18 protein-coding genes and 1 tRNA gene are annotated in these 22,034 nt (G+C 56.7%); 2 read left to right on the top strand and 17 right to left on the bottom strand.

Annotated elements, in window-relative coordinates; all coding sequences use genetic code 11:
• Nucleotides 1-53: 53 nt before the first annotated feature.
• Nucleotides 54-920: an alpha/beta fold hydrolase gene (locus hmeg3_RS07695; protein WP_094566198.1), complete on the bottom strand. Its 867-nt coding sequence runs from the start codon at nt 918-920 to the stop codon at nt 54-56.
• 238 nt (nt 921-1,158) lie between these two features.
• Here hmeg3_RS07695 and hmeg3_RS07690 point away from each other — a divergent pair.
• Nucleotides 1,159-1,251: transfer RNA gene (locus hmeg3_RS07690), tRNA-Leu, on the top strand.
• Nucleotides 1,252-1,327: 76 nt separating this feature from the next.
• Here hmeg3_RS07690 and hmeg3_RS07685 read toward each other — a convergent pair.
• The 15 genes from hmeg3_RS07685 to hmeg3_RS07620 form a co-directional block, all read right to left on the bottom strand.
• A complete protein-coding gene (locus tag hmeg3_RS07685; protein WP_094563221.1) occupies nt 1,328-1,582 on the bottom strand; it encodes a hypothetical protein in 255 nt (84 codons plus the stop codon).
• A gap of 90 nt (nt 1,583-1,672) precedes the next feature.
• Nucleotides 1,673-3,661 (bottom strand): acyltransferase family protein, encoded by a 1,989-nt coding sequence (locus tag hmeg3_RS07680; RefSeq protein ID WP_094563220.1) that lies wholly within the window; start codon nt 3,659-3,661, stop codon nt 1,673-1,675.
• A 123-nt stretch (nt 3,662-3,784) separates the two neighbouring features.
• Nucleotides 3,785-4,297, bottom strand: a complete 513-nt coding sequence (locus tag hmeg3_RS07675) for a hypothetical protein (RefSeq protein ID WP_094563219.1) — start codon at nt 4,295-4,297, stop codon at nt 3,785-3,787.
• The gene (locus hmeg3_RS07670) at nt 4,294-4,554 is read right to left on the bottom strand and encodes a glycoside hydrolase family protein (protein ID WP_094563218.1); all 261 of its coding nucleotides are present in this window, start codon (nt 4,552-4,554) and stop codon (nt 4,294-4,296) included. Before hmeg3_RS07670 ends, hmeg3_RS07675 begins: the two co-directional genes overlap by 4 nt.
• An 81-nt stretch (nt 4,555-4,635) precedes the next feature.
• The gene (locus hmeg3_RS07665; protein ID WP_094563217.1) at nt 4,636-5,481 is read right to left on the bottom strand and encodes a hypothetical protein; all 846 of its coding nucleotides are present in this window, start codon (nt 5,479-5,481) and stop codon (nt 4,636-4,638) included.
• Nucleotides 5,435-5,905: a Ref family recombination enhancement nuclease gene (locus tag hmeg3_RS07660; protein ID WP_198361804.1), complete on the bottom strand. Its 471-nt coding sequence runs from the start codon at nt 5,903-5,905 to the stop codon at nt 5,435-5,437. The genes hmeg3_RS07665 and hmeg3_RS07660 overlap by 47 nt, the downstream gene beginning before the upstream one ends.
• Nucleotides 5,902-6,423, bottom strand: coding sequence for a DUF1367 family protein (locus hmeg3_RS07655; protein WP_094563216.1), 522 nt, complete (start codon nt 6,421-6,423; stop codon nt 5,902-5,904). Before hmeg3_RS07655 ends, hmeg3_RS07660 begins: the two co-directional genes overlap by 4 nt.
• On the bottom strand, nt 6,420-6,545 hold the full coding sequence (locus hmeg3_RS25140; RefSeq protein ID WP_255407555.1) for a hypothetical protein: 126 nt from the start codon (nt 6,543-6,545) through the stop codon (nt 6,420-6,422). Before hmeg3_RS25140 ends, hmeg3_RS07655 begins: the two co-directional genes overlap by 4 nt.
• A gap of 458 nt (nt 6,546-7,003) precedes the next feature.
• A complete protein-coding gene (locus tag hmeg3_RS07650) occupies nt 7,004-7,333 on the bottom strand; it encodes a DHCW motif cupin fold protein (protein ID WP_094563215.1) in 330 nt (109 codons plus the stop codon).
• The gene (locus tag hmeg3_RS07645) at nt 7,333-8,526 is read right to left on the bottom strand and encodes a PLP-dependent aminotransferase family protein (protein ID WP_094563214.1); all 1,194 of its coding nucleotides are present in this window, start codon (nt 8,524-8,526) and stop codon (nt 7,333-7,335) included. Before hmeg3_RS07645 ends, hmeg3_RS07650 begins: the two co-directional genes overlap by 1 nt.
• 98 nt (nt 8,527-8,624) lie before the next feature.
• Nucleotides 8,625-9,083 carry a RidA family protein gene (locus hmeg3_RS07640; protein ID WP_094566196.1) on the bottom strand — a complete coding sequence of 153 codons (459 nt, stop codon included), beginning with the start codon at nt 9,081-9,083 and terminating at the stop codon, nt 8,625-8,627.
• Nucleotides 9,084-9,275: 192 nt separating this feature from the next.
• The gene (locus hmeg3_RS07635; protein ID WP_369828862.1) at nt 9,276-10,154 is read right to left on the bottom strand and encodes a DMT family transporter; all 879 of its coding nucleotides are present in this window, start codon (nt 10,152-10,154) and stop codon (nt 9,276-9,278) included.
• A gap of 62 nt (nt 10,155-10,216) precedes the next feature.
• On the bottom strand, nt 10,217-10,807 hold the full coding sequence (locus tag hmeg3_RS07630) for a LysE family translocator (RefSeq protein WP_094563212.1): 591 nt from the start codon (nt 10,805-10,807) through the stop codon (nt 10,217-10,219).
• Nucleotide 10,808: 1 nt separating this feature from the next.
• Nucleotides 10,809-11,171, bottom strand: coding sequence for a DUF2917 domain-containing protein (locus hmeg3_RS07625; RefSeq protein WP_094563211.1), 363 nt, complete (start codon nt 11,169-11,171; stop codon nt 10,809-10,811).
• Nucleotides 11,168-12,190, bottom strand: a complete 1,023-nt coding sequence (locus tag hmeg3_RS07620; RefSeq protein ID WP_094563210.1) for a threonine dehydratase — start codon at nt 12,188-12,190, stop codon at nt 11,168-11,170. The genes hmeg3_RS07625 and hmeg3_RS07620 overlap by 4 nt, the downstream gene beginning before the upstream one ends.
• A 206-nt stretch (nt 12,191-12,396) precedes the next feature.
• Here hmeg3_RS07620 and hmeg3_RS07615 point away from each other — a divergent pair, with 206 nt between their 5' ends.
• Nucleotides 12,397-13,935 (top strand): PLP-dependent aminotransferase family protein, encoded by a 1,539-nt coding sequence (locus tag hmeg3_RS07615; protein WP_094563209.1) that lies wholly within the window; start codon nt 12,397-12,399, stop codon nt 13,933-13,935.
• Nucleotides 13,936-14,024: 89 nt separating this feature from the next.
• Here the strand turns inward: hmeg3_RS07615 and hmeg3_RS07610 are convergent, their stop codons facing one another.
• Nucleotides 14,025-21,983 (bottom strand): S-layer family protein, encoded by a 7,959-nt coding sequence (locus hmeg3_RS07610; RefSeq protein WP_232511918.1) that lies wholly within the window; start codon nt 21,981-21,983, stop codon nt 14,025-14,027.
• Nucleotides 21,984-22,034: the final 51 nt, after the last annotated feature.

Raw genomic sequence — 22,034 nt, 5'->3', positions numbered from 1 at the left:
CTGAAACTATTCAAATTGTTCAAATTGTTCAAACTGCTTGCTGTTTAAGCAGTTCAGCCGAGCAAAAAATCTTTAGCCACCTGGATCTGCTCCGCATGCATAAATGTCGGCGCATGGCCGACACCTTCAAACTCCACCAGCTTGGCCTTGGGACCGCGCTGCGTCATGGCCTGCGCCACTTCCGGCAACAACAGATCGGATTGCTTGCCGCGCACCAGCAGCGTCGGGCAGCGGATCGCATCATAGGAGGCCCACAACATCGCCTCGCCCATGCTTGCCGCTTCCGGCGTCATGGTCTTGAACGGTTCCGCCAGCCGCAGATCATAGTGGCGCGTCCACTTGCCGTCCTTGTCCTGGCGCAAAACATCCGCAGCCAGCTTGTGCCACTCCTCATCCGTATGCGGCCCGAAACTCGCCGAAATGGTGCGAATATATTGCGCCGCCTCATCAAAGGTCGTAAATCGGATGTCCTGCCCGATGTACTCACCGATGCGCGCCAATGCCGACGCGTTGATCGACGGACCGATATCGTTGAGCACCAGCCGGCGAACCGGATTCTCCGGCATCGATGCAAGACCCATGCCGATCAGCCCGCCCATCGACGTGCCGAACCAGTCCACCGATTCCGCATCCAGACGCGCCAACAAGGTCACCATGTCGCTCACATACTGCGGAATCACGTAATACTGCGGCGCCTGCAAGCGCCCCGACCGGCCGCGCCCGACCACATCCGGACACACCACCCGATACGTCTCGGACAACTCGCGCGCCATCACATCAAAATCGTCCCCCACACGCGTCACGCCATGAACGCACACCAGCACATTGGGATTATGAGGATTACCCCACTCCTTGTAAGCCATCGAATGCAAACCGGCAGGCGAAATACATTGAACTGTTTTCAATACAGCTTGTGTCATGGTCTCGGCCAAGTGAGGTTGGAATACTCGATATTTTACTCCCTGACACGCCTGTTGTAGACCGGAAAGAGAAATGGAGACAAAGTCCAGACCAGAGACCGGCCCAATGCCCACTTACGGGTAACGCAGGGGTAAAATGGAAGGAAACTGGAAGTCGTCATCACAATAGGCTGATTTCGGACAGAGTCGCTGCTATAATGCGTTCCTTTTCCGCGATACGACATCGCGAAAAACAGCTGCCTGAGTGGTGAAATTGGTAGACACAGCGGACTTAAAATCCGCCGCTTACCTGGAAAGGGGCGTACCGGTTCAAGTCCGGTCTCAGGTACCAGCAAAGGCTTACAGCCTGTTTTGCAAAACGTGTTTTCTAATGCGTTTTTCCGCAAATACAAAACTGTTCCGCAAAATCATTTTTTCTTCCGCCACTCAAACGCCCCTGGCTCCGACTTCAGGCGCATGCGCATCATGTGAATGGCGGCGAATTCATCGCCTACTTCCTTTGCCCACTCCAGCCGAATAAGCTCGGTCGCTTCCAGATCCTGCGCCAAAATATGATGAAGACGCCGAATCTCCCAAAGCAGCTCCTGCACCACCGGATCCTTGTTGGTCGCGGCAAGATCAATCAAGCGGCTGTATTCGAGGGGTGGACGAAGTTTCTTCATGTCCGAAATAACTGTATAAAAATACAGAATATCTCATCTTCTAGCGAGTTTTTAATCCCCGGAAAACTCGGTCGGCACCTGCTTGGCGTCTTACTTTGCCGGCCTCAATATACCGAGAGCTTCGTCAAAAACGTCAATGCGTCCAGCCACGTAGAATGGACGAATATGCCCCACGTCCTTATATATCGGATCGGCACCAGTGAAAGCCGAGCAAAAATCCTTGTCGCAAAGTTCTTCAGCCGGGTTCAGTACAGTAGCGCCGGTCTTGACCGATATTTTGCGTAGCTGGTTGATGACCGGGGCGAATTGCCAGGCATACGTTGCGCGCGACACGCCCGCCGCATGATCTACCTGCCCTGATAGCCGATTCACCGTCCGCAACGGATCGAGATCGTCGCTGATCGGCGTAGGCAGCACCAAGTAAACCCTCTTCCCTGAAACAATCAAAGCCGCAACCTGCTTCTCCAATTCCAGAAACATCTGGTCGAAGGCGGCCGTGCCGGGACCAATTGGTTTTCGTTCTGGGTCGTACTCCGCATAGACCATTGCATTACGAGCGAAGACAGCAGGATCGTCAGCTAAATTTCGCGCTGTGATCGGGTAGAAATAGTGCCAAGCAGAACCTATGACGACTACCTCTATATCTTCCTGTCCGGCTCTTTTATAGGCATTCGTTAGCACCTTTGAGCATCCACCAGGATCTGAGATGCGGCTCACAGACGGAATCGGCGGGCAACCACCCACACCCACGAAGACAGCGGACAACGAATCAGGGGACGAACTCACCACTTGGCGTACACGCGCAAAATAGTGGTCAAGGAAGGAGTCGCCGATGAAAGCCACCATGCCTACGTGCTTTCCATGAAGAACCACGTTTCTTTCCGGTATGTCGTTGTCGTCAATGGCCTTAAAGATAGGCTGGAGTTCTGGCTTGGATCCCAGTCGAGTATTGATCAACCCTGTGCTTGCCAGGATTCCAATGGCGCCCATGCAAGCAACGATCAGCAGGAGGGCAGCAGCAACACGGCGAGGCGCGCGGCTCCGGCGCACAGGCGTCTCCACAAGAAGGTAGGTGATCGTAGCCAGCGCAACGGAGCCAACGACAGCGATACCGCGCGTCAGCGTCGACGACATCGCGTTATCGACGATGTGCAGGTAGGCCAGAATCGGCCAATGCCAGAGGTACAGCGGATAGCTGATCAGCCCAATCGACACGAATAGGCGATTAGAGATGAGACGGTTACCCACAGCAGCTGAACCTGAAGCGATCAAAAGAACCGTTCCTAGGACTGGCGCAGCTGCCCATAGCCCAGGGAATGAACGGGAACGATCGATGGCTAGTAATGAGAAGACCAGCAACGCCAGACCGGCGAATGAGATGGCCGTGTTCAGCCCCTCAGATACTTTAAACGTATCTCGCAGCGATGGATAAATCATGGGTGAAATAGCCAAAAGGCTGCCCGCCATAAGCTCCCATATGCGAGACGCTGGCGAATAGAAAGCGGCGATGCCGTTGCTGACAGTGAGCTTGACGCCGATTAGTAAAGACAAGACGAGAACGGCCACCACTATCGGGACAAGCAACCGCCTGAATCGACTGCCGATGATCAGTAGGAGTGGAAACAACAAATAGAACTGCTCTTCGATGCCCAACGACCACAGGTGCAGCAAAGGCTTCAACTCTGCCGCCTTATCGAAATAGCCCGCCTCGCTCCATAGTTGGAAATTTGAGAAGAATGCGGAACCAGCAAAGACGTGTCGCCCGAGCTGTCGGAACTCAGGCGGATAGAGAACAAACCATCCGAACACTAAGGTCGCAGCCAACACTAGAGAGAGCGCAGGGAATATGCGCTTGATCCGCCGTACATAAAATTCGCGAAAAGAAAAACTGTCAGCCAGCAGCTCGCCGGCGATGATCTGTGAAATCAGGAAGCCAGAAATGACGAAGAAGACATCGACGCCGACAAATCCACCCGGGACGAGGTCTGGGAATGCATGAAAAAACACGACCGAGCAAACAGCAATTGCGCGAAGTCCATCAATGTCCGGCCGATATCCATGGTGATTTGCTTTCGTCATTATTCTTCATTCGTATGGACTGCATACCGACGCCCTTTCCCGGGAATCTTTACAATTTTTTATAAAAGTTCACGAATTATAAATGAAGAAATATTACGTTAAGAAAACAGGCAGTAACATGTTTTACTCGCCCAACAAGGTTTGTGGCGCCATGCCATTGGCGCGGATGAACGCCTGAGCTGCCCGTCCAGCAGCAAAGGCCCCTTCCACTTTTATTTCGAGCGCCCAAATATCTCGGTCAACGTCGTCGGGAACCAGCCTGGTTCCGGTATTGGCTCCATTGCCGCCGCTGGTACCACTGGCTTCGGTGGATCCGGTAGTGGGACAAATTGCGGTGCCGATACGCATGCGCTCAGAGCGAGCGGCAGCAGCGCGAGCATTAGCGACTTCTTCATCATGTTCCCTTTGAATGTTGGATGAATCAAGCAGCTGCTTGGCGGCCAGCGCGCGGTTATCCTCGCGGCGCTTGTCGACCAGCAGGTCATTTGCTTCGCGCTGAGCCTTTACCTCAGCATCCCATTTGACTTGGACGACATGCCGGCCGTGAAGCTCTGCTCCCAAAAGAGCGGCGACTACGATCAGGATTGCCCAGCACCAGCCAGGAACCACCTTGAAAATGGAGAAAATGGCGCTCATGCAAGCCTCCCGCCGACGCCGACGAACTGCGCGCGCAGCACCTCTAGCTTGTTTTCATGCTGGCCGTAGTTGGTGCCGCGCAGCGATGCCCAGATGTTGCGTACCTTACTGACGGCGATGTCGAAGCGGCCAGCATCAATGTCAGCGAGTGCACCGCGCTCTGCAATTTGCTGTATGGCGATCGCATCCTGGCTAGAGGGAGAGAAGTCAGGCAGCCGAAGCAACTTTTTGTACGCGTCGAAATAGCGCTCAAGCAACTGGTATAGGACTCAATCCTCTGCCCAAACAGCGTTCCGATATTGCTGGCAAGACCCGTCAACGTATAGCCACCAGCAGCGCTAGAGCGCTGTCCAGTAATGTTGGCACCGGTGCAGGATACATACCAACGATCTATGCAATACAGCAGCTGCAGTGAAAGTTTTTGACGCCCCTGCATTACGCTGATCAATGACCATTGCGCCATTGATAAATCGATTTTTTCCCATCGCCGATGCCGACAATGCATATCGTGCATCGGCAGTCTGCTGGTTCATCGCATGAGTTGGCGCAGTCGCATTGCCAACATTGAGAACAATTGCCGAATTCCCTGATAGCGTATTAAGGTTTGTTCCATCTCCCCAAAATAGTTGCTGCCCACCTTGAGCCACTGCCGCACCAGTTCCTGAAGCGGTCTTACACGTCACGGTGAATGCACCGGTCGTGTTGTTGATGACCGTCCATGTCTGCAGCGTGGCAGGGAAAATAATCTGCACATTTCCCGTCAGCGTGCCGGCGAACGTAGTCGTGTTACGCGCATATTGCAGCGCGGTCAGCGTCACGTTGGTGTTCGTCAGGCCAGTTACGGCGGTGATGCCGTAGTTGTCCATCGGAACCCAGCCCGCGCCGCCGGTTTCTGGATTCGTGGTGTTGTTGTCCGTTAGGTTCAGCCATTCGCCTGTCCCGTCCGCGCGCTGCACAATGGCGCCAGCAGGATACCCGCCGACAGCCGTCGAAAACGTTGCATCATACGGATATTGGCCGCCTGCGCATGCCCAACGGACAGCCTGAGTGATGGCATTGAGAATCCCGTTGAAGTCCGCACCAAACGGCGGAACGCCGCCCGACGCAAGCGGCGTAAAGGTCAGCGGAGGGAAGCAATCAGTGTACGACGCGAGGCCGGGTGTTACCCCAATCTGCGACGGCATGGTCAGCTCCAAGCATCGACATGACTTGCGCCTGCAGTTCATATTGCGAGCCGTATTTCGCTTCAAAGCGCGCCTTCTCTGGATGGACGGCATCGCGCTTCATGGGATCGGTGTCGTCACGCTGATGGTGCGGCGCGCGGAGTGGCAACACTTTCTTATGGCAGTCTGGCTTCGTGCGGCCATCAATGTGATGGATGGAAACGTAGGAGTTGTGAAAACCATCCAAGAAACACGCTATACAGCCAATTTTTGACATCTTGCTCCAGAGCATTTTTTCTTCGGCAGTAACAGCACGTTGCTTGCTGCGCATACGTTGCTTCGCAACCTTCTTCAGATCAGGCAACGTCGCCGTGCGTAGAATGCCCGGCTTGGCCGATACCTTCGGCTTGAAGCCGGTGCGCTTGAGGGGCGTGGTGCGTTTCATTTTTCGAAGCCGTCCAGAATGCTTTTCATCATGCCGCCAGCTTCTTCTGGGTCGAGGAGCTTCCAGAAAAACGGCGCAATGACAGGGCCATGAAACGCAGCAAGCATCTTTTCGTGGAACTCGCGCATCTCAACTTCTTCCATCTCGGCATAGCTCGTAGACTTGGGCAGCGGAACGATGCCGCTCTTTGTGCCAGGCACCCATGTGACGTGGCCGACCTGAATCTTCAGCCAGTTGCGAAATTGATCGAAATCGGTAAAGCGCTCCTGCGCATCAAAGACTGCCTGCTCCATCGCCATGTGGAAACGATGGAATGGGCCGCTGCGCGGGTGCCGCGTGTCGACAGTGGTTATCTCGCCCTCTTCCAGGCCGAACCAGGTGTTCACGACCTTGCGCCAGCGCTTGGTGTGCTGGTCGTCAACGCCGCGCAGGACTTCGGTGAGCACCTTCTTGCCGATGGCCTTTTCGGCATCCGTCAAAGAAACGCGGTGGTCGCGCATGATCATGGTATGGGTCATTGCGTCACCAGCAGGAAGATCCAGACGAACGCGATGAACATCAGCGCGGCGGCTTGGGAGAATGCTTCGTGGCTCACGCTGCGCTCCGCATTATGTTTGATGCCCAGATGCGAATGTCGCAACCATGTGACCCCGGCAGCTTTGACTTAGAGAATTTCTTGGTGCCAGTGCAGAGGCCCCAACCGCAGGCTTGCAGAACGATATGGCCCCATGCCCGCGAATCTGGGGCGGCCGGCACATGTGTTGAAGCAAGCCGCACATCTTCGGTCGTGAACTCATCATGCGTCAGCGCGTACCGTGTGTAATCAGCGATGCCATCTTGCGGCACGATCTGGTTCAGCTTCTGTGGCAACGTAAAAAGAACCGCTCAATCCGTCCGCTCTGCCACGGCTTGCCGGGTGCTCGCAGAAGCAGCGAAAAACGAGACTGGACAAAGGTGAATTCACTGTGTTGATGCACGGTGAAACACTCAAGCCGGATTCATTGAGTTCAGCTGAAAAACGGAAAAACGAACAAAAAAAACGCAGAGAAATTTCTTTCTCTGCGATTTTTTACATCTGCATTGTTACCTGCCGACAGATCAGTCGACGATAAAAAGCTTGGCGCCGGTTGCCGTCGACGAACGATGCGCCTCGGCATTGTCGGCCACCTGATAGCTCATGCCCGCTGTGAGCAAAAAGGTGCGGCCGTCTTCCAGCTCTGTGTGCAGTTCACCTTCCAGGCACAACAAGACGTGACCCTTTTTGCACCAGTGATCCGCCAGGTAACCCGGCGTGTATTCCACCATGCGCACGCGGATAGGGCCGAACTGGCGCGTACGCCAGGTAGCCATGCCGCTGTCGCCCTTGTGTTCGGTACGCTCGACCGTGCTCCAGTCGGTCGTGCCGAACGGCAGGTTGCCGATTTCCATTACAGCTTGGCGGCGATGAGCTTGCCGAGACGTTCGACGCCGGCACGGATTTTTTCCGGAGGCACGGTGACGAAGCTCAGACGCAGCGTGTTGTGTTGCGGTTCGTTGGCGTAGAACGGCGCGCCCGGCACGAAGGCCACGTGCTGCTCGACCGCTTCTTTCAGCAATTCGCCGCTGTCGATGTGTGCCGGCAGCGTTACCCAGATGAACATGCCGCCTTCCGGCTTGGTCCAGCTGGTGCCGGCCGGGAAGTAAGTTTGCAGCGCATCCAGCATGGCCTGACATTGGTCGGCGTACAGCTTGCGAATGGTTGGGATATGCGTTTGCAGGAAGCCGTCCTTGACTGCTTCGTACACCACCATCTGTGTCAGCTGTGCTGTGTGCAGATCGGCAGCTTGCTTGGCTTGTTCCATCTTGCGGATCAGCGGCACCGGCGCCACAACGTAACCGAGGCGGATACCAGGTGTCAGCACCTTGGAGAACGAACCCATATAAATCACGCCGGACGGATTCATGTTCAGCATCTTCGGCAACGGATCGTTGCGATAGCTCAGTGCGCCGTACGGATCATCTTCGATCAGTGGCAGGCCGATGCGGGCACAGGCTTCCACCAGCGCCAGACGGCGATCCAATGGCAGCGTGCGGCCGGTTGGATTCTGGAAGTTCGGCAGCGAGTACAACAGACGCGCGCCCTTGCCCATTTCTTCGACAGCCGAAGGAATCAGGCCTTGCTCGTCGCTCGGCACCGAGATGAAATCCGGACCGTAGATCGAGAACGCTTGCAGTGCGCCCAGATAGCTCGGCGTTTCGACCAGCACTTTGCTGCCTTCGTCGATCAGCACTTTGCCCAGCAGATCCAGGCCTTGTTGCGAACCGGACACCATCAGCACTTGTTCGGGCAGGATCTTGGCGCCGTCGGTCGACAGCGAATCGGCAACCCATTCACGCAACGGGCCGTAACCATCGGTCGGGCCGTATTGCAGTGCGATCTTGCCTTGATTCGTCAATACGGTATCGAAAGCCGCTTTCATGCGCTCGACCGGGAAGGTCGCCGGCGACGGCAGACCGCCTGCGAACGACGTGATCTCCGGACGCATGGTGATCTTCAGGATTTCGCGGATGGCGGAGCTTTGCAGCTGCTGCGAACGTTTGGAGAAATTCCACTGAAGTGGATTGGGGTTTTCGATTTTCATATTGCCTGCCAAAATTGGGTAACGTATTGGGAACGTAAATGAGAAAGCCTGAACCGGTCATCGACCGGTCCGGCAAATCCCAAAGTAAATTCAGTTGCTCAGGAGAGTTCAGCGATCATTTCGATCTCGACGCACGCACCCATCGGGATCTGTGCGACACCAAACGCCGAACGCGCATGCTTGCCTTGCTCGCCGAACAATTCGCCGATCAGCTCGGATGCGCCGTTGGTCACCAGATGTTGTTCCGTAAAATCGCCGGTCGAGTTGACCAGGCTCATCAGCTTGACGATGCGCTTGACCCGAGTCAGGTCGCCGCCACAAGCTGCTTGCAATGTCGCCAGCAAATCAATCGCTACCGCACGGGCTGCCAGCTTGCCCTCTTCCGTCGTGATGTTCTTGCCGAACTGACCAACCCAGACCTTGCCGTCCTTCTTGGCCAGATGGCCGGACAGGAATACGGTGTTGCCTGCTTGCGCGTACATGACGTAGGCGGCAGCTGGTGCTGCGACGGCCGGCAATTCGATATTCAGGGCTTTGAGTTTTTCGTAGACGGACATGCGGTGCTCCTGTTTGCTGTGGCTGAAATGTCCGGCATCAATATCAGCATTATCGGTATTGATGCCCGGCAAGCCAGCACGTTTAAGGTAAAAAACTGAGAAAACAACTGGAATCCGCCATTATCGCAAATATCGCGACTTTGTGACGGACATCCTCACTAAAACCGTTGTCAGGACTGAAGTAGAGCTGAATTAACGTTTGATCGCCATGCGCTTGCCAATTGCCACAACGGCAATAACCGCCGTGGCAAACAGCAGGTTACTCGCATCCAGCGGTTCGCCGACGATCACCGCCGCGCCTACCAATGTCATGAAAGGCTGCAGCAATTGCACTTGACCAACTCGCGCAATGCCGCCAAGCGCAAGCCCCTTGTACCAAAAGAAAAATCCGATGAACATCGAGAAAAACGACACATAGGCAAACGAACCCCATGCCCGTGGCGAAGCGTCCACGCCATACTGCCAGCCGAGCCAGACGGTCACCGGCAACAGCACCGGCAGCGACAGCACCAGCGCCCAGCAAATTACTTGCTGTCCACCCATGCTCTGCGACAGACGGCCGCCTTCGGCATAGCCCATCGCGGCGGCGAATACTGCCGCGAACAAGGCAAAATCGGCGAGATGAAAACTGCCGCCGCCCTGACGTAACGCAAAGACAATCACGATGATGCTGCCGATCAATGCAGCGATCCAGAAGCCGAGAGAAGGACGCTCGCCAAAACGCAAGGCACCGAACAAAGCCGTCGCCAACGGTAACAAGCCGACCACCACTGCGCCATGCGCAGCAGGTACATAGTGCATGGCGATCGACGAGAACAAAGGAAAACCAACCACCACACCCAGCGCCGTGATCAGCAGGCCGCGCACCTGCAACATCGTCGGTCGCGGCGCCTTGAGATGCCACAGCATGCCGATGGCGCAGATCGCCGCCACCACCGCACGGCCGAAGGCGACGAAAGCCGGATTCAGTTCCGCCACGGCGATACGGGTAAACGGTAGCGTCAGACTGAAGATGGCAACGCCAATAAAACCAAGCCACATGCCCTTCGATTCAAGACTTGTCGTGCTCATTGTTTTTGCGGTCATCGATTTCCTTTTTGGTTTGCGTTGACGACGAGTATTAAAAGCTTAAATTAAAGCCAGATCGCTACTGCAGAATAAATCGTCAGTGCCACCATCACACCGCTGAAAACCGCTCGCCACAACGGTTGCGTCAGGTAACGCCGCAGTACCGCACCGGCGCCTGCCCACACACTCACGCATGGCAAATTCACCACGCTGAATACCAGACAATAAATCGCAATCGCCAGCCATACCGGTTGGATCAGCGGCAAGAAAGCCGATGCGCCCGTGATCGCCATCACCCATGCCTTCGGATTGGCGAACTGGAACAAGGCCGCACCGACGAAGGACATCGGTCGCACGTCAGCGCGCACGTCCTGATTAAAACTCATGCTGCGCAGCTTCCATGCCAGATACAGCAAATAACCGGAGCCGGCGATCTTGAGCAGCACATGGATCGCAGGAACGGCGACGACCAGACCGCCGATGCCGGCAGCACAAATTGCCAGCAGCACCGCAAAGCCAAAAGTAATGCCGAGCATGTGCGGAATTGATCGCACAAAACCGAACCACACGCCCGACGACGTCAGCATGATGTTGTTCGGCCCCGGCGTGATCGAGGTGACAAAAGCGAACGAGGCCAGTGGCAACAATGCTTCCATCTCAATATCCTCTCTGCCGCGGGGTCATACCGAAGCGCGCAACCCGCCCCGGCCTGCCGAACCGGCGTTGCAGCATGGAGCGCATTGCCAGACAGCGCGTCTTCAGCCACAACGGCAAGGTCAGCTCTGAACGATGCTCCAGATAAATTTCGCTGGCGATGGCTGCTTCAATCACCACCATCTTGCCAGGCTGCAGAATGAGCGCATCTCCGGCGCTGAGCCAAAAATCTTCTGTACGGCCTTCCTGCGTAATCCAGACGTGACCGCGGCGCACCAGCAGCAGACGGCTACGCTCGAACTTGCCGGTCGCCAGCGTGCCGCTGCCGAGGTGCAGATGATGATGTTGTTGTGTCAGCTTAGTCATGCCACCCTCCTGTTGTCTGCCAATGTTTGCTGTTGTTCTTCTGCGTCCGGACGGCAGAGGATCTGCGCAAACATGTCGTGATCCACGTTGCCGCCCGACAGCGTCAGGCCGATGCGTTGCCCCTGCAGGCGATGGCGGATCTGCATTGCTGCTGCCAATGCCGCAGCGCCCGCGCCTTCGGCAACGTTATGCGTCGCAGTGAAGTACAGCTTCATGGCGTCGGCCACTTCGTCGTCGCTGACCGCGATCACTTCGTCGACCTGATCCAGAATCACCGCCAGCGAAGCATCGTCCGGCACCCGGCAAGCCATACCGTCGGCGATCAAGGTGCTCACCGGCGACTCGATCTTGCTGCGGTTTTCAAACGACAATTTGTAAGCTTGCGCATGCGCCGACACCACCCCGATGATGCGGGTGCGTACATTCAATGCGCGACGTGCAGCGGCCGCCGCGCAAATACCCGAGCCCTGACCGATCGGTACGAACAGCACATCCAAGTCAGGCTGTGCGCGCAACAATTCCATCCAGTAGGTCGATACGCCCGCCACGAGATCACGGTGAAACGACGGGATCATGTGCAGTGCATCGCGCTCGGCCAGCATGGCAGCGTACTCACGGCTCTCCTGAAATTCTGTGCCGTGCTCGATGAGTTCGACGCTGAGCGCCTGCATGGCGGCATTCTTCTCCTTGCTGTTGCCTTCCGGGACAACGATCGTCGCGGCGATGCCATAGCGGCGCGCAGCAAAGCCGACCGACTGGCCATGGTTGCCGCGTGTGGCGGAAATCACACCACGCACACGCCGCGCTTGCGGCAGTTGCGCCAGTGTCTGCAGGTACACCAGGCCGCCGCGAATCTTGAAGGCGCCGGTCGGCGTATGATTTTCATGTTTGACCCAGGCTTCGGTGCCAAGCGCGACGTTGAGCAACGGCCAGGAATATTGCGGTGTGGCCGGCATGGCGGCATACACGGCTTTGGCGGCTTGCTCGATCTCGACGTGGGTTGGCAACAAGTCATTCATGATTCATCTCCTGCTTCTGGCATCTGTATCTGTCTGTGGCGCTTGCAACAAGCGTTGTAGTCACTTCATCAACTGTCGTCGGTTCACTACGCACTACGTGCTATGCGCTGATTGACTCCTGTCATGACATGGGTCTATCCTAATCGACATAACCAGTACAGTACCAGTACACTTAGACAAATAATCTCGAACATTGTCATGGCAAAATGACCAATACAGCTACCCGAATCAAGCCTGTCACCTCGTCCGCGCCCTCCGGCAATGCGCCCACGACGCTCCCTCTCCTGTCACGCGAGAGCGGCGATTCGCTGGTCGATCAGATCGTACGAACCGTACAGTCGCGCATTGACGACAAGCTGCTACGCACCGGCGCACGTATGCCGTCCATACGGCAGTTCGCGGATTTGCACAGCGTCTCTCGATTTACCGTAGTGGAAGCCTATGACCGTCTGGTGGCGCAAGGCTTTCTGGAATCGCGGCGCGGATCGGGGTTTTATGTGCGGGAACGTTCACCTGTCGCAGGCAATGCGGCGACCGGTACAGTTTTGCCGCTGCGCAGCAATAATGGCTATTCCGGCAATGAATATGGCTTGGCTGACAACGGTTCTCCCCAGCCGCAGCAACTCGATGTGGTATGGCTGGTACGCAACATGTTCCGCCAAATGCCGCCAAACAAAATGCCCGGTGGCGGACTACTGCCGCCGGACTGGCTCGACGGTGATCTGATCGGCAACGGCCTGCGCTCAGTGGGCCGACAGAACCAGTCACTGCTGCTGACCTACGGCACGCCACAAGGTTTTTTACCGCTGCGCCAGCAATTGCAGCTCAAACTGGCCGAGCTGGAAATCACCGCCGCGCCCGAGCAAATCGTCATGACGTCGGGGGTGACCCAAGGTCTGGACATCGTTGCGCGCCATTTTCTGCGTCCCGGCGATGTGATCTTTGTCGACGACCCGGCGTGGTTTCTGATGTTTGGTTCGTTTGCTGCGATGGGTGCAAAAGTGGTCGGTATTCCACGCCTGGCCGACGGCCCCGACATCGCCAAGCTGGCTGAGTTGGCGGCAGTGCACAAGCCGCGCCTGTATGTGATCAATTCCGTTCTGCACAACCCGACCTCCACCTCACTGTCGGCCGCCAAGGCGTTTCAGATTTTGCGCCTGGCCGAAGAGCACGATTTCATGATCGTTGAAGATGACATCTATTGCGACATGCACCCCGGTGCAGGCGTCCAGGCCGCCACGCGCATCGCCGCGTTGGATCAGTTGCAGCGGGTGATTTATCTCGGTGGATTTTCGAAAACGCTGTCGGCCAACCTGCGGGTCGGCTTTATCGCCACGTCACTCGAACTGGCGCGCCATCTGGCGGATCGCAAGATGCTCTCGACCTTGACGACCAGTGAAATCGGCGAGCGTGTGATCTATAAAATTCTGTCCGAAGGACATTACCGCAAACATGCCGAACGGCTGCGCAATCGCCTCAACAGCGTGCGCGACAAAGTCGTACGGCAACTGGAGCGTGTCGGGCTGGATACCGGCCTGGCGACCGCCAGCGGCATGTTCATCTGGGCCGATGCCGGGTGCGACACCAGCGTACTGACCGAAAAAGCGATGGCACAGGGATTCTTGCTGGCGCCGGGCAGCCTGTTCTCACCGAATCAGCTGCCGTCGACCAAGATGCGCATTAACGTCGCCAGCATGGCCGACCCTGGCATCTGGCGCTTTCTGGATGAAGAGCTGGGTCGCTGAACATCAAGATGATGAAACGTCCGCTACCTGTTCCAATCAGGTAGCGGAGCAGTGCCGCGGCCAAGCCATGTAGCAATGTAGCAATGTTGCTACGCTAAGTGAATCTTCGCAATTTCGACATTGGAGGAATTGTAAAACGCATAGTCGGTCGTCCCCGGAAAGTAGACGTAATGGTCTGAGCCATTGGCCATGATCTGCAAGCTCTCGCTATTGCTCATCTTGACGGTGAGAAGATGCGACGAGCCGCTGGCAATACCCATTTTGATGACGTCATCAGCGGTGATCACGATGTTTGTTCCGTTGCCGGTCGTCATGTCCAGGGTAGTGATGCCGCTGACCTTGTTGGAAAAATTGGACAGCGTGATCGAGCTGCCCAGATCTTCAAAGTGCAAGGTCGTGGTTCCGGCGCCACCACTGATGGTGGAAATATTCGACGTCCCCGTACTCTGGTTGACCATATCGCTCTGAGCACCCAGCGCGCTATGAGAGCCGGCGCTGACGTTGATCGTATTCAAGCCGGTGCCGACCGTGACGCTGTTCGTCCCACCCATTTGCGCATTGTAGATGTCGGTGCCGGTAGCAGCGCCGCCGCCCGACAAGGTATTGGTGTTGGTAGTGCCCAGCGCCGTCAGCGTGTTGGCGTTGGTGTCGCCGATCAGTGTGCTGTTGACGTTGGCGCTACCGGTCAGGTTTTCAATGTTGGCATAAGTATCGCTCGCCGCATCGCCACCGGTGCCTGCATGCGTCGCCAGATTGGCAGTGATTGCGGTGCCGGTGGAGTACTGATAGCTGACCGTATCGATACCGGCGCCGCCGTCGAATCTGTTCAGACTGCCGTCAGCGACAAAAATGTCGTTGCCGCCGCCGCCGGTTGCGTTCTGAATATTGGTGTAGGTATCGCCGTTCGCAAATGAAGTCACCCCCGTCACAGCGTCGCCGCCGACATGATTGAACAAGTCAACCAGCACGCCGACGTTTGACCTTGCATAGCTGACCGTATCACCGTTGGTGCCGTGGCCACTGCCGTTGAAGGCATTGGCAGCGGAACTGGCGAAGAAGGTATCGTCAAAATTGCTGCCGATGATATTGGCGATGCCGGTAAATTTGTCGCCCGTCGCATAGCCGCCGGTCGTGCCCGATCCGGTGGTGCTGGACAAGTCCACAGTCACGGCTGCAGTCGACGTCAGATAACTCACCGTGTCGCTGCCGCCAGCACCGCCATCGAAACTGTTGGCAATGTTGTTGGCGACAAAGGTATCGTTGAAGCTGCTGCCGATCAGGTTATCGATGAGGCTGAGCTTGTCGCCGGCCGCATCCCCGCCGGAGGTTCCGGTGCCGTCGGTAGAATTCAAATCGACCGTTACGCCGCTGGCGGAGCCGGCATAGCTGGCATAGGTATTGGCGTGATTGGCAGCCGTGCCAGCCAGCGTATCGCCACCACCCAGGCCAGTCAACACGGTCTTGCCCGTTGCGGCGCCAGTCAACACGTCGGCGGAACTACTACCGATGAGATTTTCAATGTTGGCGTAGCGGTCACCTTGCGCATAACCACCGCTGCCGACAGAGCCGTCGCTCAAATTGACGGTAACGCCTGCATTGGAACTGATGTAGCTGACCGTATCGGAACCTGCACCGCCGTCAAAACTATTGGCCTGCAGGTTGGAGATGAAGGTGTCATCGTTGCCGCTGCCAATGAGGTTGTCGATGAAGCTGAGCTTGTCGCCTGCAGCATCGCCGCCGGACGTACCGCTGCCATTGGTAGAGTTCAAATCAATGGTGACGGCGCTGCCGGAACCGGCGTAACTCGCGTAGGTATTGGCACTATTTGTTGAAACACCGGTTAGCGTATCGCCACCTGCACCGCCGGTCAGTACTGTTACGCCCGTCGTGGCCCCAGTCAGGAAATCGTTGCCGCTGCCGCCGATGACGTTCTCGATGCTGATGTAGGTATCGCCTTGCGCAAATCCACCTGAGCCGGCACCGCCACCCACGCTCAGATTCACTGTGACCGCCGCGCTTGAGCCAGCATAGCTGACCGTATCGCTGCCCCCCGTACCGCCGTCAAAAGTATTGGCGGAAGCGTTACCGACAAAGGTGTCGTCGTATTGCGTGCCGATGACATTTTCGATACTGACGTAGACATCATTGGCGGCAAAGCCACCTGTGCCGCCGCCGGTATTCAGATTGACGGTCACGCCGTTGCCGTCATTGGCTGCCGCATAGCTGACCGTGTCCGAACCGGTGCCACCATCAAGCTTGTTGGCTGCCGCGCTGGCGATGAAAACATCATTGCCCGTGCCGCCGGTCGCGTCCTGGATATTCAGATACGTATCGCCTGCCGCCAGGCTGCCTGCACCACCACTGCCATTACCGGTGAAGAGGTTGACGGTTTCCGCAACGGTGGAGTTCGAATAGTCGACACGGTTATGGGAAGTCCCGGTGCTGGTGCCACCATCGAAGTTGTTGGCAGCCAGGCTGGCAACAAAGATATCATCGCCAGAACCACCGGTGACGTCCTGAATGTTGGCATAGGTATCGCCATTGGCAAGACTGTTTGCGCCGCCCGTCCCGGCGCCGGTAAACAGATTGACCGTTTCCGCTACGGCCGAATTGACGTAGCTCACGCGGTTATGCACAGAGCCGGTGCCACCATCGAATTTATTGGCTGCTGCGCTGGCGATGAACAGATCGTCGGCCGTACCGCCGGTGACGTCCTGAATGTTGGCATAGGTATCGCCCTGCGCCAACGTGCCGGTTCCTGCACCGGTAAACAGGTTGACCGTTTCCGATGCAGTGGAATTGGCATAGCTGACACGGTTGTGCAACGAACCGGTACCGCCGTCGAACTTGTTGGCGGCCAGGCTGGCGATGAACGTGTCATCGGCTGTACCGCCGGTGACGTCCTGGATATTGACGTAAGTATCGCCCTGCGCCAGCGTGCCGGTACCGGTGCCGAGGAACAGGTCGACCGTCTCCGACGCGGTCGAATTGGTATAGCTGACCAGATTGTGCAAGGAGCCGGTGCCGCCGTCGAAATTATTGGCTGCCGCGCTGGCGACGAAGATATCGTCAGCCGTACCGCCGGTCACATCCTGAATATTGACGTAGGTGTCGCCGTTGGCCAGGCTACCGGCACCCCCGGTACCTGCACCGCTAAACAAGTTGACAGTCTCGGATACCGTCGACGTGGCATAGCTCACACGATTATGTGAAGTTGCGGTGCTGGCGCCGCCATCAAATTTATTTGCAGCAGCGCTGGCGATGAACAAGTCATCGGCCGAGCCGCCGGTGACATCCTGGATGTTCGTGTACGTGTCTCCATTGGCCAGGCTACCGGCACCGCCGGTCCCTGCGCCGGTGAGCAGATTGACCGTCTCCGCTACGGTCGAATTGGCGTAGCTGACGCGATTGTGTAGCGAACCCGTGCCGCCGTCAAAGCTGTTGGCCGCAGCGCTGGCGATAAACGTATCATCCGCAGTGCCGCCGGTGACGTCTTGAATATTGGTGTAGGTATCGCCTTGCGCCAGTGTGCCGGTACCGGTGCCAGCGAACAGATCAACCGTTTCCGACGCTGTGGAATTAGTGTAGCTGACACGGTTGTGCAACGAACCCGTGCCGCCGTCAAATTTGTTGGCAGCTGCGTTGGCTATAAACAAGTCGTCGGCAGTACCGCCGGTGACGTCTTGAATATTAGTGTACGTATCGCCCTGTGCCAGCGTACCAGTGCCCACACCGGTGAACAGGTTGACGGTTTCCGACGCGGTTGAATTGGCGTAGCTGACGCGATTGTGTAGCGAACCGGTGCCACCGTCAAAACTGTTGGCTGCCAGGCTCGCGACAAAGGTGTCGTCGCCGGAACCGCCCGTGACGTCTTGAATATTGACGTAAGTATCGCCTGCAGCGAACGTGCCGCTACCGGTACCGAGGAACAGATCGACCGTTTCTGCTGCCGTCGAATTAACGTAGCTCACGCGGTTATGTACTGTACCGCTGCCGCCATCAAATGCATTGGCTGCCGTGTTGGCGATAAATATGTCGTCGGCTGTGCCGCCGGTAGCATCTTGAATATTGACATACGTATCACCATTGGCCAGGCTGCCGGCACCACCGCTACCGGCTCCAAGGAACAGGTCAACGGTTTCCGATACGGTTGAATTGGTATAGCTGACACGATTGTGTGAAGTCGCCGTACTGATCCCGCCGTCGAACTTGTTGGCAGCAGCACTGGCAATGAACAAATCATCCGCCGAACCGCCGGTGACATCCTGAATATTGGTGTACGTATCGCCGTTAGCCAGGCTGCCGGCGCCGCCACTGCCGGTACCCAGGAAGAGATTGACTGTCTCGGCCACGGTCGAATTGGCATAGTTCACGCGGTTGTGTGAGGTCGCTGTACTGGTGCCGCCGTCGAATTTGTTGGCTGCGGCGCTAGCGAAAAAGGTATCGTCGCCCGAACCGCCGGTGACATCCTGAATGTTGCTGTACGTATCGCCGTTGGCATAGCTGCCAAGACCGCCGGTACCTGCGCCAGTGAACAAGTTGACGGTCTCTGCCACGGTCGAATTGACATAGCTCACGCGATTGTGCGAAGTTGCCGTACTGATGCCGCCCTCGAACGCGTTGGCGGCAGTGCTCGCGATGAACAGATCATCTGCAGACGAACCGATGACGTTCTGGATGTTGATGTAGGTATCGCCTTGGGCAGAACCGCCCGTCCCCGTTCCGCCAACCAGATCGACCGTCACCGCAGCACCGGACGAGGCATAGCTCACAGTGTCGGAACCGCCACCGCCGTCAAAACGATTGACGTCGTTGGACGCTACAAAGATGTCGTTGTACGACGAACCGATGATGTTCTGGATGTTGGTATAAGTGTCGTTGGCAGCAAAACCATTGCTGCCGTTGCCGGTCACCAGGTTGACCGTCACGCCGACACCATCGCTGGCGCGTGCATAGCTGACGGTATCACTCCCGCCGCTGCCACCGTCGAAAGCATTGGTTGCGGCACTGGCAATGAACGTGTCGCTCAGCGCGCTACCTGTCACGTTCTGGATATTGACGTAGGTATCACCCGCTGCGTATCCGCCTGCACCGGTCCCATCGACCAGATCGACGGTCACGGCGGCAGTCGACGTGGCGTAGCTGACGCGGTTTGAACCGCCACCGCCGTCGAAGTTGTTGTTCGCCGCATTGGCGACGAAGGTATCGTTAAAGTTACTGCCGGTCAGATCCTGAACATTGATCAGTTGATCGCCTTGCGCATAACCACCGCTGGTGCCGGTGCCATTGGTGTAATTCAGATCCACCGTGACACCGGCATCCGAAGCTGCATAGCTGACACGATTGTGCGATCCCGCTGTACTCACGCCACCATCAAGCTTGTTGGCGGCCGAACTCGCGATGAAAGTATCGTCAGAAGCGCCACCGATCAGATTCTGGATGTTCGAGAAAGAGTCGCCGTTGGCATACAGACTGCCACCGGTACCGGTGCCGATAGTGTTGGTCAGATCAATCGTCACCGAACCCGTGGCATAGAAGTAGCTGACGGTATTGACGCCACCACCACCTTCGAAATTGTTGACTTCCGAACTGGCGACGAAGGTATCGTCAAAATTACTGCCGATCACATTCTGAATATGTGCAAGCGTATCGCCCTGCGCATAGCCACCGCTCGCCGTACCGTCGTACAGGCTGACGGTGACACCGGCATTGGACAGCGCATAGCTCACGGTATCCGAACCCGCCAGACCGCCGTCAAAATGGCTAGCCCCCGCGCCCGAAATGAAGGTATCCGAATAAGAGCTGCCGGTGGCGTTCTGGATGTGGGCGTAGCTGTTGTTCTGCGCATAGCCGCCAGTGCCCTTCATGGTCACCATGTTGACTGTGACGCCGGCGTTCGATGCGCCGTAGTTGACCGTATCAGAGCCGCCGCTGCCGCCGTCGAAACTTTGGCTATCGGAACCAGCGATGAACACGTCATCGTAGGCACTCCCGATCACGTTCTGAATGCGATTGTAAGTATCGCCTTCGGCGTCGCCACCCACGCCACGACCGCTGACGAAGTTGACCGATACGCCGACCGCCGAGTTCGCATAACTGACCGTGTCCTGTCCGCCGCTGCCGCCGTCGAAACTGTTGGCGTCAATATTGGCGACAAACGTATCATTCCCGGCTGACCCGATAACGTTTTGAATGTGGACATAGGTATCGCCGGCGGCCGAACCACCGGCACCCACACCGGTAGTCAAATTGACCGTCACCCCCGTGCCATCGTTGGCGACAGGGCTGGTCGCATAAGACACTGTGTCAGAGCCGCCACTACCGCCATCGAAGTGATTTGCCGACAGATTGGCGATAAACAAGTCGTCGTGATTGCTCCCAGTCACATTCTGAATGTTGATATAGGTATCACCCTCGGCATAGCCGCCGCTACCGGTGTTGGTAATCAGATTGACCGTCACGCCCGAAGTCGACGTTGCATACGACACGGTATCGGAGCCGCCGCTGCCGCCATCGAGATGATTGACCTTGTTGTTGGCAACAAAGGTGTCATTGTAGGCGCTGCCGATCAGGTTCTGGATGTTGCTCAGGACATCACCTTGCGCGTCGCCGCCGGTACCAAGTCCCGTCGTCAGATCGACCGTCACACCCGCAGTGGACGTCTTGTAACCTGCTGTATTGACGCCCTGCGTCCCGCCAGTGAGAACATCTGCACCGGCGCCGCCTTCAAAATAGGTGTTGCCGCTACCGCCGATGATCGTGTCGGCTCCCGCGCCGCCATAGATCAAATCGTTGGCGTTGCTGCCGTAAATGGTCACGCCACCATCGCCGGCATGAATCTCATGCGGCGTACCCTGTGCAGGCAAAACCCAGACGCTGCTACCGTTCCTGGGATCAAGATAAATCAGATCGGTATAAACACTGGCATCTTTGATAACCACTGAACGGGAATCCAGCAGATGGGTAGGACCATCGTTCGTCACCACCGTGGTGTCGAAGCTGATGATTGATGTACCAGCCGTCGGCGTTGTAGGACTGGCAGCCGCCGTACTGTACTGAACTTGCAGGTCAAATGTTTTTTGACCTGTTGACGTCGGTGTGACCAGATAACTACCGCCACCAAGGTTGGTCGCGTTCAGGATCGTCATTGTTGACGGCACGCCCGAAATCAAGACCGATTGCACAATACCGTCGCCGGTAATGTTGACCTCAAAAATCTTGACGAAATCAGTTTGCGTAGCGCTACCGGTGGCATAGATGGTATGAACATCGTTACCAGCAACAATTTTCTGCGTCGAAAACTGTGCAAGACTTGAACCATCGGTGGCCGACCCAGGATTGCCGCCGCTGCCATACAGCACGCTACCAACCTGCGTAGTGGTGGCCACATTAAGTAGGTTGAGACTCATCGCCGGCGACTGCGGCCCCTTTACGGGATCCGTCAACGCCGCCCCAGGACGCTCCTGTATTACAGGGGACACCAGCTTGATCTGTGTATCGGCGCCGTTCGACACAGGCGGTGCGGGTGGCACTGGGATTGACGGCAAGGCCAAGTTTTGCAAACCGTTGCTGGTCAGCGAACCCGCATTGTCCTGAATAATTTTCGCCAGCTGGCTGGTCGCAGCCGGGTTGACCTGAGCATTGTTGTTGGAGGTGAAGTGATTGTCTGCAGCGGCGTCCGCAGTGGGATCCGAATTGAGGATCTTCGACTGATCGCTGTTCGCCAGCGGAATCTTGCCGACGAGGTCAAACAAACCGGAGGTACTCTGCGGCGCATCGCTGAAGATAATCTTGGAGTTATCGTCCATTGCTCCCAACGCACCACCGGCCAGCACGACCTTGCTGCCGTCTGCCATCTCCAGCACCATGTCGACGTCCACCACCTGCACATGCTTGACAGCGCTGCGCGGCACATTGACGTGAAAACTGCCACCCTGATCGGGCATCGCCACGCTGGCCGAGCCGGTAACAGGATTGGCCGCATTAGCTGCATCAGCGGCATTGCCGTTTTTTGCCGGCGTCGGTTTTGGGGTAACTGCAGTTGCCATGGTGAGCCTCGCTATCGGAGTCTGATCACAAATTCACGAATTCTTGTTTGC

Origin of the sequence: Herbaspirillum sp. meg3 (genome assembly GCF_002257565.1) — a bacterium.
In the GTDB taxonomy this organism is placed as follows: Bacteria; Pseudomonadota; Gammaproteobacteria; order Burkholderiales; family Burkholderiaceae_D; genus Herbaspirillum.
The sequence above is the reverse complement of the archived record's forward strand: the minus strand, read 5'-3'. Positions and strand labels throughout refer to the sequence as shown.

Excerpts from the sequence above, each read along its gene's own strand:
- hmeg3_RS07630 (WP_094563212.1), bottom strand. The coding sequence starts at position 10,807 with ATGGAAGCATTGTTGCCACTGGCCTCGTTCGCTTTTGTCACCTCGATC.
- hmeg3_RS07680 (WP_094563220.1), bottom strand. The coding sequence starts at position 3,661 with ATGACGAAAGCAAATCACCATGGATATCGGCCGGACATTGATGGACTT.
- hmeg3_RS07625 (WP_094563211.1), bottom strand. The coding sequence starts at position 11,171 with ATGACTAAGCTGACACAACAACATCATCATCTGCACCTCGGCAGCGGC.
- hmeg3_RS07650 (WP_094563215.1), bottom strand. The coding sequence starts at position 7,333 with ATGGAAATCGGCAACCTGCCGTTCGGCACGACCGACTGGAGCACGGTC.
- hmeg3_RS07660 (WP_198361804.1), bottom strand. The coding sequence starts at position 5,905 with ATGAAACGCACCACGCCCCTCAAGCGCACCGGCTTCAAGCCGAAGGTA.
- hmeg3_RS07635 (WP_369828862.1), bottom strand. The coding sequence starts at position 10,154 with ATGAGCACGACAAGTCTTGAATCGAAGGGCATGTGGCTTGGTTTTATT.
- hmeg3_RS07665 (WP_094563217.1), bottom strand. The coding sequence starts at position 5,481 with ATGCCGTCGCAGATTGGGGTAACACCCGGCCTCGCGTCGTACACTGAT.
- hmeg3_RS07675 (WP_094563219.1), bottom strand. The coding sequence starts at position 4,297 with ATGAGCGCCATTTTCTCCATTTTCAAGGTGGTTCCTGGCTGGTGCTGG.
- hmeg3_RS07615 (WP_094563209.1), top strand. The coding sequence starts at position 12,397 with ATGACCAATACAGCTACCCGAATCAAGCCTGTCACCTCGTCCGCGCCC.
- hmeg3_RS07640 (WP_094566196.1), bottom strand. The coding sequence starts at position 9,083 with ATGTCCGTCTACGAAAAACTCAAAGCCCTGAATATCGAATTGCCGGCC.
- hmeg3_RS07620 (WP_094563210.1), bottom strand. The coding sequence starts at position 12,190 with ATGAATGACTTGTTGCCAACCCACGTCGAGATCGAGCAAGCCGCCAAA.
- hmeg3_RS07645 (WP_094563214.1), bottom strand. The coding sequence starts at position 8,526 with ATGAAAATCGAAAACCCCAATCCACTTCAGTGGAATTTCTCCAAACGT.
- hmeg3_RS07610 (WP_232511918.1), bottom strand. The coding sequence starts at position 21,983 with ATGGCAACTGCAGTTACCCCAAAACCGACGCCGGCAAAAAACGGCAAT.
- hmeg3_RS07695 (WP_094566198.1), bottom strand. The coding sequence starts at position 920 with ATGACACAAGCTGTATTGAAAACAGTTCAATGTATTTCGCCTGCCGGT.
- hmeg3_RS07655 (WP_094563216.1), bottom strand. The coding sequence starts at position 6,423 with ATGACCCATACCATGATCATGCGCGACCACCGCGTTTCTTTGACGGAT.
- hmeg3_RS07685 (WP_094563221.1), bottom strand. The coding sequence starts at position 1,582 with ATGAAGAAACTTCGTCCACCCCTCGAATACAGCCGCTTGATTGATCTT.